Genomic DNA, 12,079 nt, shown 5'->3' with positions numbered 1-12,079 from the left:
CAGAGCGGCCGCTCAGGCGTCGAGCGGTCGCTCCCCCTCGCGACGGCGGCGCTGCTCCTCGGCGAGCCGCGCGTAGTGCGCCTCCTCGCGCTCGAGGTCGGCGAGCTGCTCCTCGGTGCTCTTCGGAGCGGACCGGACCACGATGGTCGGCGGCGCCTGCCTCCGGCGGCGGGGTGCTCGACCGCCGGGCACGAAGGAGCCGCCGTCCCCGCGCTTCCAATCGTGCCCGAGCAGGAACCACAGCGAGACGCCGATGAGCGGGAGGAAGAAGATCAGGAGGATCCACACGATCTTCGGCAGGTTCTTGATGACGTTGTCGGGCTGCCGCACGACGTCGACCAGCGCGAGCACGGTCAGGACGATGATCACCAGCGACACGACGAACCCCATGCAGACGAGGGTACGACGCCTGCGGGCCCGCGCGCCCGGTCGCTGTCCTCCGCGCCGTTTTCCCGTCGTAACCGAGGCTCAGCGTGGCGAAAGGCGGCCGATTCGACAGATTCACACATCTCAGCCTCGGTTGCGCACCCCCGCCCCGTCCGCCGTCGCTCATGACACCATCGGACGATGACCGAGACGCCGCCCGCCCCGGCCCCGACGCCCGCGAAGCGCCGCTGGACGGCCGCACGCCTCGCGCTGCTCGCCGGCGCCGTCCTGATCCTGGCCGGCCTGGCCGCGCTCGCGCTCGTGCCGCTGCAGTACGCGACCCTCGGCGCCCAGGGCTTCGACGATCTCTGCCGGGGAAGCCTCGGCGGCGTCCCTCCCGAGGCCGGTGAGCTCGTCCGCGGCTTCTGGTCGTGGTGGCCGCTCGGCGCTGCTTGCCAGTGGACGCTGCTCGACGGCACGACGGTGGTCGACCTGCCCGACTGGTCGACGACCGCCGTCGCGGTGGTGGGCGCCGTGCTGCTCGTCGTCGGAGCGGCGCTCGCGATCGCGTCGCCGCTGCTCCGCCGCCGGAGCGATCAGGTCCCGTCCGCCTAGCGGTCGAAGAGGTTCCCGAGGTCGCCGAGCCCCGGCAGCTGGAAATCGGAGCCGAACTCCGACACCTGCTCCCCCAGCCCGGACACGTGCTCGCCCGCGCCGGAGACGAACTCTCCCGCGCCGCCGGTGATGTCGCCGAAGTCGCCCAGGTCGCCGAACCCGCCGGCCAGGTTCTCGAAGTCCACACCGAGCCCGGACGCCTGCGCGAGCAGAGGACCGGCGACGCTGCTGATCACGGCACCGCCCGCGACCGCCGCGAGCAGTCCGCCCGCCGCGCCGAGCCCGATGCCGGCCGCCGCTCCGACGCCCGCACCGGCGAGGACACCGCGGGTCCCCGGCTTCGAGAACATCGTCTTGAGGAACCCCGGATTGTTCGCCTCGCCGCGCGTCGCCGCGCGCGCCAGGTCGTCGGGGGCGGAGGAGCGCGGCTGCTCGTACGCGGGCAGCTCCTCCCGGAGCCGCGCCTCGACCTGGGCGCGCTGCGTCGGCGTCAGCTTCGCGAAAGCATCGCGGTGCACCTGCTCGAGCTGCTCGGGGTCGGCCGTGCGGAGGAGGTAGTCGTAACGCGCGATCGCGGCACGGTCCTCCTGCGTGACCACCGGCTGCTGCCCGGGCCGGGCGTCCTGGGGTCGCGCGGAGGGGCGCTGCTGCGGCGAGCCGTACTGCTGGGACGGCTGAGCCTGCCCGCTCCGCGAATCGCCCGTCACCTTGTCGGCGGCGGTGCGCACGAGGTCGCGCCAATCGGTCGTCCCGCTCGAGGACGACCCCGAGCCGCTCTTCGAATCGAGCGCCTTCGATGCCATGCCGAGAACGCGCTTGAACATGCTCACAGAGAACCTTCCGTCGAGTACCAGCCTCGATCATGGCGGCGCAGCCTGAGCGAAGACCCGCGAGACGCCCTCAGAAGGCCGTGAGCGGTCAGCTCCTCGGGCGTCGCTCCGAGATCTCCTCCCCGCTCCCCGCCTGGTCGAGGAGGTCGCGCACGTACCGCGGGCGGAGGACGGCCCGCCACATCCAGCCGAGGAAGGGGATCCCGAGTTCGGACAGCCGCCTCCTGCAGACGGCCGCCGCGTGACCGGCCGACGCGAGGAGCGCACTGAATCCCGCGAGCCAGCTGTTCGCGAACGCGTCCCGCTGGACGGCGAGGCTCAGGACGAGGACGGCGAGCGCGGCAGCAGCGAGCAGGAACAGACCGCCGCGGAACCGTGGTGTGCGCGCTCGTCCGAAGAGCAGGCCCACGAGCAGCCCTCCGACGACGGCGGCAGTGGTGAACACGTCGACGCCCCCTTTCCTCTCTTCGGCGACACGAGCTCGGTCCGGAGGTCGGCCTCCGGCCTCCGTTCACGGCGGTTCCGAGTTCGACCACCGCGTCACCCGAGAACCCGCGAAGGAGCTCCTCGGTCGGGCGTCACTCCCGTGGAGAAGCTCGGAACCGGGCAGGACTCTCAGCGACTCGAACCGTCGGCGCCTCGACAAGCAAAGCCGGGAGTGCTCCGCGGGGCCAGATCGTGGCGTGGAACGGAGCGACGGCGGCGGTCTTCGGAACGACCGACCCCGATCGCGGATCGTGGTGCACCTATCTGCAACTAATCAAAAAAGATGGGAGCGCGCCCTGGTGGCTGCCAGGGCCGGGATCAACAGGGGTGAGGAGCCGGAAGCGTCCGCTCCCCCTGTTGGCGTGCAGGCCCTCCGTCAGCGCCAGGTGCGGCTGTCCGACGAACAGAAGGCCAAGCTGGCGGCCGAGTACGTCGCTGGCGGGAACATCCGGCAGCTCGCCGCGTCGTGGGGCGTCAGCCGGGAAGCAGTTCGCTCAGCGCTCAAGCAGCAGCACGTTCCGGTGCGCCAGGTGACGCTGACTCCTCGACAGCTGGCCGATGCGGCGGAGCTGAAGATGCGGGGCTGGTCGTTGAACCAGCTTGGTGCGCTGTACGGCGTCGATCCGAAGACGATGAAGGCGAGGCTGCAGGCTCGAGCGTGAGAATCTGAGTACAGTAAGCGGCACCAGGGTTCAGGCAGGGCTCAACAGACGTACGTCTCGTCGATCTGCTGCGCAACCGAAGGAGCTGCACTCGCGTGAGGGCATCTTTGCCGCTTCTAGATTACGCAGTCCGCATCGAAGACCGAGACGCCTGTCGCGCTGCTTTACCGAGGAACGGTCTACCAGCGCCGCGCTCCCGGCCCTGACTCGGACGCCGAGCCTAAGCTTCGAGAACGTGGTTGAACGCAACCAGCACAAGTCGATCGGGGACGGTATGGCAGCCGAGGTCAAGAACGCGGGCTCGGTGTTTCTCGTGCACGGGCGGACGAGGTGCGCGATTAAGGGTGCGTGATGGTAGATGAAGATGCGGTCGTCGAACAATTCCTTGAGCTGGCTCGGGGCACCGGCAGCGAGCTGATCAGCTTCCTGCCAGCGTTCGAGAAGGCCGTCACAGTTCCGGGGACGTCGACTCTCGTGCGGACGCACTTCCTCGCGCACGACGTCAACGGGACGCCAGCTGTGGAGCACCTCGCAAGAGCGATGGCGTCCGCGACTATGGACTTCTGCGTACCGCGTTCAAAGATCGAACGAGCGCTCGCAGAGTACGAGGCAACTCGATCGACCACGGCCATCGTGAGCTTGGAGCAGCAGGCACGAGACTTGTTCGTGAAATCGGAGAGCTCGGGAGAAGGCGGCGAGCTCCTCCTGTTCCTGCTCATGGAACGGGTGCTGCAGCGACCGCAGTTGATCTCGAAGATGGCGCTGAAGACGAACACCGAGGTGCACGTACACGGCTCGGACGGCATCCACGCGAGCTTGGCCGATGACGGGGTTCTGGACATCTACTGGGGCGAGTCGAAGCTCTACAAGTCGAGCTCGGACGCTTTCCGAGACTGCTTCGAGAGCATCGCCCCGTACCTGCGGCCCGACGGAGACGAGCGCCGGAAGCAGGACCTGCTACTGGTACGCGATCACCTCAACGTCCCCCAGGCCGAGCTGGCGGCTCACCTGCTCGAGTACTTCGACGAGACGAACCCCAAGACGTTGAAAGTGCGATGGAACGGGGTCTGCCTGGTCGGCTTCGACCACGACAAGTATCCGAACATCGCTACCCTCGACGAGGCCCAGCAGAAGGCGGTGTCGAAGGCAGTCGGCCGGTGGCACAAGACGGTCGGGAGCCGTGTCGAGGAGTTCGAGATCGTCGGCGTGAACGTCGATCTCTTCTGCATCCCGATGCCCGACGTCGCCGATCTGCGTTCTCGGGTCCTGAAGCGGATGGGGGCCAAGTGACCACCAGCACGGCGCTCGAGGAAATCGTGTTCGCCTCGCACAAGTTCAGAGACGTGCTCGAGGCCGCTCGCAAGCTGACGGTCCGTTCGGAGTTCGCGGCGGTGCAATGGAACGAAGAAACCCCTTCGATTGACTGGGGGTTCGCCCTCCTCTACGCCAGCGCGATCACGTCGGCTCAATCAGAGCGTGCGCAGTCCGCGGTCCTCCGAATCGCCACGGCGTGCATGCTGTCCTCGGACGCGGAGGACGCTCACAAGGCCGCTGCTGCCGCGCTCCTCGAACGCAGCGGCAACCACATGGCCGTGGAACTGGCGGAGTCTCGGGACCGGCTGCCGGCCGACGCCTGGCGACGTCTGCCGGGTGCGCTCCGGATGGAGGTCGTCCGAAGCCGTATCGACTACTCCGTCCGCCTCTCCGACGGCCGTGTGCTGCCGGTCAATCCGTTTCAGGGGAAGTTCTGGGAAGCAGTAGAGGCGAACGACTGGCTGAGCGTGTCGGCTCCGACCTCCGCTGGGAAGTCCCGGATCATCAGAGAGCACTTCTTGGAGGTCGCGCGCCAGGCGGGTCCTCTGGCGCTCGTCTATCTCGTGCCGACCCGCGCTCTGATCGAGGAAGTCTCGCGTGATCTCCGTCGCGAGGTGCCGTCGGACGTCGACGTCTTCACCATGCCGTGGGACCCCGATCTCGCGGAGTCGTCACGGACGGTCCTGGTCGTCACGCAGGAGAGGCTTCACCTGGTGCTGGAGCTCCTGCCGTCGCTCAACGTGGACCTCCTCTTCGTCGATGAAGCGCAATCGCTCGCCGGTGACGCACGGGGGATTCTTCTTCAGCACGCGATCGAGCGCACGATTCGGCGCAGCCCGGAGGCGCAGGTGCTCTTCGCCAGCCCCTTGAGTTCCAACCCGGAACTGCTGGTCGAAGACGCGCCCGCCGACCGGCGTTCCGACTCGTTCGTCTCCGAGACGGTCACCGTCAATCAGAACCTCCTATGGGTCGAGCACATCAACCGGAAGCCTCAGCGCAGAGGCGTATCCCTGGTGTCGGATGGGAACAGCTACAAAGTCGGTGAACTCGTGCTCGCGCAACGCGCGACGACCGTGCCCATGCGCATGGCGCTGGTGGCGCATGCAATGGCCGGGAACACTCCCGGGAACGTCATCTACGTCAACGGCCCGAGCGAAGCCGAGAAGGTCGCGAAGGCTGTCTACGAGCAGCTCCCGACCTTGGCGGAGGCTGACACGGAGATCGACGATCTGCGGGATCTGATCAAGACCGCGGTGCACAGCAAGTACTTGCTCGCCGACGTGCTCGGCCGGCGCGTGGCCTTCCACTACGGGAACATGCCGCTGGTGGTACGAACGGAGATCGAGCGCCTCTTCGGAGAAGGCAAGATCCACTACCTGATCTGCACGTCGACGCTGCTCGAGGGCGTCAATCTTCCGTGTCGGACGATCTTCATGCGCAACCCTCAGAAGGGGCCCGGCAATCCGCTCCGCGAAGGCGACTTCTGGAACCTGGCGGGACGCGCGGGGCGCTGGGGCAAGGAATTCGCAGGCAACGTGGTGTGCATCGACACTGACGTTGAAAGCCTGTGGCCCAATCTGCCGCGAGTGCGAAAGCGGTCACAGATCACCCGAGCCGTCAGCACGGGGCTCGACGACGCGTCGGGGCTGCTCGCCTTCGTGCGCTCCGTCGATGAAGTGCACGACGACAGCACCGCTGAAAGTCTCTTCGCGTATCTGTGCTCGCGGCAACTTGCCGGCCAGTCCATCCAGCCCCTTCTCAATCGTATTCCTCTGGAGTCGGAACGAAGCGAGGTCGAGTCCGCGGTCGTGCAGGCCGCGACCGATCTGACGATCCCCGTGGAGATTGTGACTCGGCACACTGGGATCGCGCCCATCTCGATGGAGCGGCTCCTGGAGAGCTTTCGGCAATCCGGGATGACGCCGACGGAGCTCGAATTGCCACTCCCCGAGGAGCCCGATGCTCGCGCCCGATTCCAAGAGGCGCTCGTGCGGATCGGCGCGACGATGACGAGCGTTTTCGGCGCGCCCCGCTCCGGGGAGGATCGCCGCAAGTGGCAGCTCGCCAACCTCGTCGTCAACTGGATGAAGGGCATGCCCCTCGCTCGGCTGATCGATCAAAGGCTCTCGTTTAATGCATCGCTCACCTCCGCGAGGGCGATCCGAGACGTTATGCGAGACATCGAATCGATCGCAAGGTTCCATGCGCCGAAGTACCTCGCCTGCTACGCCGATCTGCTCGAGGTGTACGCGGCGGAGCTCGGGTTGGAGATTACCGCTCGACCTGATTACGCGATGATGCTCGAGCTCGGCGTCTCCCGCACGAGCGAGGTCGTGCTCATGTCGCTGGGGCTGTCCCGAACAGCGACCGTTGCCCTGTCCGACTTTATCGGAGTCGACGAGTGGTCCCGAGCGGAGGCCCTGGAATGGCTCGTGGCTCAGAACCTCGATGGGCTCGGCGTGCCGGTGCTCCTCCAGCGCGAGATCCGCGACTTGATCGAAGTGGCGACCCGGCGCTCCGAGACAGCACCGGAGACTGACTAGTCGTTCAGGTCGAGAGGCATCCAGTCGAGATCGCTCACCTGGCGGCGGCGGGCGGCTTCGGACGCGGTCGCAAGGCCCAAATTTGTGTAGCGCGCGTGAAACACCAGCCACCGGCCAGCCTGGTTCCGGTCGGCGAGCCGTGATCCGACGGCTGCCATCCCGCTCGCCGCTAGGGTTACGGCCACTTCCCCCCAGCCGCCCTCGCTCTCCGCGAACCGATAGGTGAGCTGTCCCCAGGTCGGGCTTATGTAAATGACTTGGGCGTCGTGAAGGGAATCGATCCGATCTCCAGACAGCTCGCTCCGGACCTCGTCGCGCGAAGCGAAGCGCGCCTCGCGGTATGCCCGCCGCCGGTCGTCCACTTCTGTCCGCAGCGCTTCTTTGGCGTCGGACTTCGCCGAGTGCTGGCGAATCGCGGTGAGGTAACTGAAATCTACCTCCTCCCCATCGACGCGGCGGATCCAGATACCGATCGCATTGGCCCCTGCGAACACGCCACTCGCATCGCGAGTTCGGCCGATGAAGAACTCCTTGACGCCCGGGCCGGTCTTTTGGGCGTGCTCCGGGTGGCGCTCGAGGAGTTGGATGAGCATCCGGTAATGGACCGGGTCTGAGACGGCGTCGCCGACCGAGTAGCCGGAGTCCCGCAAGATCCCACGGAACGCCGCCTCGGCCGCCGAGCGCGTCGGCCAGCTGAACGTCTCGAGTACCACCGGGATGCCTGCCACAGTCAGCACCTTAGAGCCTCACCGGCTAACCCTCACGAAACGATTGGGAGGAGGACAGCGGAACGACCCTTGCCCCACGTGCCTGAGCAGAAATTTGTTCGGCTGTAGCATTGTTGCATGGGCATGTCTTATGACGACGTTCGGAATCTTCCTCTGCCGGACTTGAGTCTGAACCTCCTCCGGTCGTTGGGAACCGAGCCGAACTTCAACAATCTGATCCAGGGGTTCAAGCAGCGAGGCGGCTATGATCAGCCCCCGGCCGATCTTGATGTCATGCTGGCTCGTCTGTCGGATTCCTGGGCATGGCTCGAGTCGCATGCCCTAATTGGCCACTCGTCCAAAAACCCCCAAGGCAGCGCCTGGAGCCGGGTCACGAGCACGGGACAGGCTCTGCTCCAGGATCCCAATGCGCTATCGAAGGTGTGGGCGGACGACCGCCTCTCAGGCGAGCTTCATCCGGCGCTGTCGTCGGCCCGATCGAACTTCGCTCTCGGCGACTACGAGACGGCCTCGTTCGCGGCGATGAAGGCCGTCGAAGTGGAAGTGCGTCGCGTCGCCGGCTTGCCGAACGAACTCCTCGGAGTGGCCCTTATGAGGAAGGCCTTCAGCCCGAAGGATGGCGCTCTGCGAGACCCGGGCGCGGAGGGCGGCGAACAACAGGCGATCGCCGATCTGTTCGCCGGCGCGATCGGCGCCTACAAGAATCCGGCCAGCCATCGCACTGTCCAGTTCGACGACGCGGTCGAGGCGGCCGAAGTGATACAGCTCGCCGACCTGCTCCTCCGCATCGTGCAACGGGCTGAGGTCCGGCTGCATCCGTAACGCACGTACGAGTTCGCGTTGATCGGCAAGGCGCCGAACAGTCAAGCCGGGCGACGGGTGTCTGACTTCAGTAGTTCTCACGGACGTACTCGTGCGTCCGGTCGAAGAGGTCGCCCTTGATGGGAAGGCCGTAATCCTTTAACGCGGCGCGGAGCTCGTGACGGACGCGCTTGCAGCCGGCGTCGCTCTGGGTCCAGCCTGTGTAGGCAACCTCGACGACGATCGCGTCGATCTGGTCAACGATGTCCGGCCCGATCTTGTGCAGGCCGGCGGGATGTTCTCCTCGACGATCTGCGTCAGCGCTCCGCGTTTCGGGTTCGAGGGTCGCTCGAGCGTCGCTTCGTTGCCGGCCTCGGCCGCTCGGTCGGCGGCGACGACGTCCTGGGCGATCTTCAGCACCTCTTCCAGGAAAGCGAGCGAATCTTCGACGTTCTCGATCGCCTTGTTGCGGAGCTTCTCGATCCGCTCCGCCAGCGACTGGTACACCGGGCTCTCCGTCTCGGCGAGCCGCCGCCGCAGGCGCGCCTCGATCGAGTCGAGCACCTCCTCGTAGACGTCGCCCGGCTTCATCTCGGGTGTCTAGCCTGAACTGCTCGGCGATCTGCCTGACCAACTCGAGGCCCGCCGCGTCAAAGGAGACGGTCTTCGAGGCGATGGACCGCACACGGGCGGCGGTCATGTGCCCGTGGATCAGCTCCGTGGTCCTAGCGCCGAGACGGTCCCACAGGAACACCTTCGACACGTCCTTGGGACGGATCGACTCGTAGACCTTCGCCAGCCAGTGCTCGATCTGCGACACCGGCGCCGGCGCGCTGCGAAGACCGTACCCAGCTCGCGAAAGGCATCGGCCTGTGCAACCTGCCGCTGGACGGCTTCGACCAGAATCGGATCTGGTGCCACCTCGTCGCCCTAAGCGACCTCACCGCCTGGATGAGCCCCGCCGCGCAGGCGAGAGACGCTGGGTACGAAAACAGCTTCGACCGAGAGTCACGATCCTGCACCTTTTCAACCGCGCCAGCTGAGCCCGAACCGCCCCCGCCGCAATCACGCAGCTGCGTGCTCACGCTCGAGCGCCCGGCTGGCGCCGGGTGCACATAGATCAGCAACGACCTCACACCACGGCATGGAAGCCCGCCGACGCAGCGACGGAGCGATCCGCTGTCGGATCCGCCGGCACAAGTCACACTCAAACGAACGCACCGACGCCCTCGCGACCCCGACCAACCGGCCGACGAAGGATCGACGCTGGAGCTGATGCGGCTCGACTCGGAACCAGCGGTTAACACACCCCCGAAGAGGGGCTACGCTCGTACCATCGGGGCTCGACATCCTGTACAGGATGATGAGCCGAGCCGCAACCACGACTCTAGAGGGAGGCTCGAACCTCCATGGCCTGCGATTCGGCAGCTAGAGCCTCCTCACTGGTGCGACATCGACTCCCAGGCGGCTGCCCGTCAGCAAAATCGGAGGCCCAAGCATGAGTGACGATGTCCGACAGGACGACGAGCGGTCTCTTTGGACGGATGTCGGCGCCGAACTTTCTTCTGAGCCGCCGCTCGCAAAGTCGCTTGGCTCACAGCGAGTAAAAGAAGTACATGTTGAAGAAATCTTCCCGGAGCGCAATCAGCTAAAGCTCATCCATCGGGTCACGATTAAGTACAACGTCCGAGCGAGAACCCGGTTCATCGAACGGCAGCACCAGTGGTCGGGGGCGGGAGTAAAAAGTCGACCCCGGGTCGACGCTTCAGTAGACGGGCGACCACTCAGTGCCAGCGTACATGGACGCCCATGGATTGAGAACAAGGTCGAAGCCTACCTGATCGACTTGGGCGAGACCATCCTTGCTGATGCTGAGCTCACTGTCGTGACAGAACAAACCTTTATTGACGAGTCGGAAGCCGCGCTTCCCTATCTTTCACACCGGAACTTCCATGAGTACGACGACTTTACTATGTCGATAGTACTTAAGGATCGTCCCGCCTCAGCGGTCTACTCGCTTCAACCTTTCGAAGGTGATGAAGATGGAATTCAAGAGGAGAATTTTCCTCTTGCACCCCATAAGTTTGGAGACGACTCCAAACTTTGGCGAATATTTCACTCTCCTGATGGCTCAAAAAGAGGAATTCATAGGATTTCTTGGGTTGTCTAGGACTATCTGGTAAAATCATTGAGAAAGGAGGCTTTTTTATGGGAAGCGCCGAATAAAATTGTCGACTAGCACAATCAACAAATAGCCCTCGCATGAGGGCTATTTGTTTCAAAGGGGGAAGCATGGAAGTCGAAGGCAATCCGGACCACATCAAGGCCACGGCCTACTTTTCTCGGATTCTCAGTGATGCGCGGGTTCCGGGCATGCAAGACGTCAACGTGATCGCAATCGCCCATATAGTCGATAGCGCTATCGCATTCATCCCAGCACTCGACAAACACTTCGCACTCCGTGCTTTTCTCGGTAAGCCCAGTTCGATGCAGGAAAATGCAAGCGGATTCCTAAGCGCAGCCGTTCCGAAACGCGAGCATGCACTCAATAAAGAAGAATTCAAAAAGAATCCTTCCGCAATATTTGCTGAAGTTCTACCTGAGATCGATCGAGCCATCGACCCTCAGAAGCGTCCTCGTCTTATCTTGCTAGACATCGGCGGCTACTTCGCCCCTCTTCGGGCAGATGCGACTCGTCAACTCGCAGAGCTAAGGGATGCAGTCGACGCACTCGGGTATCGTCTTGTCGGAATCATCGAAGACACCGAGAACGGCCACAAACGTTACGAGCGCGCCCTCGCCGCCACCTCTTCCGAAGAGACTCTCGGCTTCAATGTATATTCCGTTGCCAGAAGCCCTCTTAAGAAGCCCGAGAATCATCTTGTCGGGGTGGCCGTCACCTTCTCGATCGAGGCTATCCTTCGCCAATCGAACATCGTCCTGCAGTCGCGACGGGCAGGAGTCATCGGCTTCGGGCCGATCGGACGAAGCGTCGCGCACTCCCTTCGTGGCCGCGGAATTCCTGTCACGATTTGTGAATTGGACTCCATTCGTCTGGCACAAGCAGCAGCGCAGGGGTTTCGCGTCTACGATTTCAGGCGCCAATTTGAAGAGTTTGCCACGACCGCTAACTTGCTCGTCAGTGCGACTGGTGCAGGCGCATCTGGCGACAGGGGAGAACGGCCGATCTCCGAGAAAACCATTGGAGCGCTCCGACCAGGAACATTCGTCGCGTCAGTTACCTCGGCGGACGACGAAATTGACATACAATCCCTGATAGCCGCCGACTATTCGCCAACCCCTCTGCGGTATAACGGTGACATCGCGAAGTGGCGGCAGTCATCACCTCGAGGCACTAACGGACATGAGTTCTATCTCATGCTCGGCGGTAATGCAGTTAACTTCAAGCACGAGGGAGTGATTGGACCAGCGATCCAGCTTCTGCAAGGTGAAATTGCTGCATGCCTCGTGAAGGCGCTTGAACCAGCAGAATCGGTACGGTATGTGCTGGAGTTAAACCACGAGGACAGAACGAGGGTCGCCGATATGTGGCTCGACCAGTACCTTACCGACTCCGCCTGGTCCTGAGAGGACTTGCAAATGTCGCCCTTCTGATTGAGCAACAGCTCAACCAGAGGGAGTGTGATTACGACCTCACGCTAGTCGCGATACTAGTTCGTCGGTCAAGCTATAGCTATCTTTTACCGTCGAACGGAAACTTTAGCCGAGGGCAG

At 64.1% G+C, this 12,079-nt stretch carries 12 protein-coding genes and 1 pseudogene; 8 read left to right on the top strand and 5 right to left on the bottom strand.

The features are described from left to right. Positions 1-12 precede the first annotated feature (12 nt). Complete coding sequence (locus tag C5D44_RS15450) at positions 13-390, bottom strand: PLD nuclease N-terminal domain-containing protein (RefSeq protein ID WP_104282173.1); 378 nt, start codon at positions 388-390, stop codon at positions 13-15. Between the two features lie 177 nt (positions 391-567). Between C5D44_RS15450 and C5D44_RS15445 the strand changes: the two genes are divergently transcribed. Next, positions 568-981: a hypothetical protein gene (locus tag C5D44_RS15445; RefSeq protein WP_104282172.1), complete on the top strand. Its 414-nt coding sequence runs from the start codon at positions 568-570 to the stop codon at positions 979-981. On the opposite strand, the gene C5D44_RS15440 is transcribed toward C5D44_RS15445, so the two are convergent. Both C5D44_RS15440 and C5D44_RS15435 read right to left on the bottom strand, forming a co-directional pair. Next, positions 978-1,805: a hypothetical protein gene (locus C5D44_RS15440; RefSeq protein ID WP_258068011.1), complete on the bottom strand. Its 828-nt coding sequence runs from the start codon at positions 1,803-1,805 to the stop codon at positions 978-980. The genes C5D44_RS15445 and C5D44_RS15440 overlap by 4 nt on opposite strands. Before the next feature lie 94 nt (positions 1,806-1,899). Next, positions 1,900-2,256 carry a hypothetical protein gene (locus C5D44_RS15435; protein WP_104277712.1) on the bottom strand — a complete coding sequence of 119 codons (357 nt, stop codon included), beginning with the start codon at positions 2,254-2,256 and terminating at the stop codon, positions 1,900-1,902. Between the two features lie 403 nt (positions 2,257-2,659). On the opposite strand from C5D44_RS15435, the gene C5D44_RS15430 reads away from it, so the two are divergent. The 3 genes from C5D44_RS15430 (at position 2,660) to C5D44_RS15420 (ending at position 6,816) form a co-directional block, all read left to right on the top strand. Continuing rightward, entirely contained in the window at positions 2,660-2,959 is a 300-nt protein-coding gene (locus C5D44_RS15430) for a hypothetical protein (RefSeq protein WP_104282170.1), read from the top strand. A 351-nt stretch (positions 2,960-3,310) separates the two neighbouring features. Next, positions 3,311-4,249 (top strand): DUF1837 domain-containing protein, encoded by a 939-nt coding sequence (locus C5D44_RS15425; RefSeq protein WP_104282169.1) that lies wholly within the window; start codon positions 3,311-3,313, stop codon positions 4,247-4,249. After that, a complete protein-coding gene (locus C5D44_RS15420; protein ID WP_104282168.1) occupies positions 4,246-6,816 on the top strand; it encodes a DEAD/DEAH box helicase in 2,571 nt (856 codons plus the stop codon). Before C5D44_RS15425 ends, C5D44_RS15420 begins: the two co-directional genes overlap by 4 nt. On the opposite strand, the gene C5D44_RS15415 is transcribed toward C5D44_RS15420, so the two are convergent. After that, positions 6,813-7,553, bottom strand: coding sequence for a DUF3223 domain-containing protein (locus C5D44_RS15415; protein ID WP_104282167.1), 741 nt, complete (start codon positions 7,551-7,553; stop codon positions 6,813-6,815). The genes C5D44_RS15420 and C5D44_RS15415 overlap by 4 nt on opposite strands. A gap of 108 nt (positions 7,554-7,661) precedes the next feature. Here C5D44_RS15415 and C5D44_RS15410 point away from each other — a divergent pair, with 108 nt between their 5' ends. After that, positions 7,662-8,366 carry a TIGR02391 family protein gene (locus tag C5D44_RS15410; RefSeq protein WP_104282166.1) on the top strand — a complete coding sequence of 235 codons (705 nt, stop codon included), beginning with the start codon at positions 7,662-7,664 and terminating at the stop codon, positions 8,364-8,366. A 138-nt stretch (positions 8,367-8,504) separates the two neighbouring features. Here the strand turns inward: C5D44_RS15410 and C5D44_RS15405 are convergent, their stop codons facing one another. Beyond that, a complete protein-coding gene (locus C5D44_RS15405; RefSeq protein WP_104282165.1) occupies positions 8,505-8,936 on the bottom strand; it encodes a hypothetical protein in 432 nt (143 codons plus the stop codon). A 208-nt stretch (positions 8,937-9,144) separates the two neighbouring features. On the opposite strand from C5D44_RS15405, the pseudogene C5D44_RS18560 reads away from it, so the two are divergent. The 3 genes and pseudogenes from C5D44_RS18560 to C5D44_RS15395 form a co-directional block, all read left to right on the top strand. Beyond that, a pseudogene (locus C5D44_RS18560) lies at positions 9,145-9,311 on the top strand (IS1380 family transposase); the annotation flags it as partial. A 532-nt stretch (positions 9,312-9,843) separates the two neighbouring features. Beyond that, positions 9,844-10,515 (top strand): hypothetical protein, encoded by a 672-nt coding sequence (locus C5D44_RS17805; protein WP_146088069.1) that lies wholly within the window; start codon positions 9,844-9,846, stop codon positions 10,513-10,515. A gap of 122 nt (positions 10,516-10,637) precedes the next feature. Further along, the gene (locus tag C5D44_RS15395; protein WP_181118532.1) at positions 10,638-11,933 is read left to right on the top strand and encodes a hypothetical protein; all 1,296 of its coding nucleotides are present in this window, start codon (positions 10,638-10,640) and stop codon (positions 11,931-11,933) included. Positions 11,934-12,079 lie beyond the last annotated feature (146 nt).

This window comes from Rathayibacter sp. AY1B5 (assembly GCF_002932795.1).
Classification (GTDB): domain Bacteria; phylum Actinomycetota; class Actinomycetes; order Actinomycetales; family Microbacteriaceae; genus Rathayibacter.
Note: the sequence above shows the minus strand (reverse complement) of the source record. Positions and strands in the feature narration are given on the sequence as shown.

Coding starts and splice junctions, on each gene's coding strand:
- C5D44_RS15440 (WP_258068011.1), bottom strand. CDS start 1,805: ATGTTCAAGCGCGTTCTCGGCATGGCATCGAAGGCGCTCGATTCGAAG.
- C5D44_RS15410 (WP_104282166.1), top strand. CDS start 7,662: ATGGGCATGTCTTATGACGACGTTCGGAATCTTCCTCTGCCGGACTTG.
- C5D44_RS17805 (WP_146088069.1), top strand. CDS start 9,844: ATGAGTGACGATGTCCGACAGGACGACGAGCGGTCTCTTTGGACGGAT.
- C5D44_RS15450 (WP_104282173.1), bottom strand. CDS start 390: ATGGGGTTCGTCGTGTCGCTGGTGATCATCGTCCTGACCGTGCTCGCG.
- C5D44_RS15395 (WP_181118532.1), top strand. CDS start 10,638: ATGGAAGTCGAAGGCAATCCGGACCACATCAAGGCCACGGCCTACTTT.
- C5D44_RS15445 (WP_104282172.1), top strand. CDS start 568: ATGACCGAGACGCCGCCCGCCCCGGCCCCGACGCCCGCGAAGCGCCGC.
- C5D44_RS15425 (WP_104282169.1), top strand. CDS start 3,311: ATGGTAGATGAAGATGCGGTCGTCGAACAATTCCTTGAGCTGGCTCGG.
- C5D44_RS15405 (WP_104282165.1), bottom strand. CDS start 8,936: ATGAAGCCGGGCGACGTCTACGAGGAGGTGCTCGACTCGATCGAGGCG.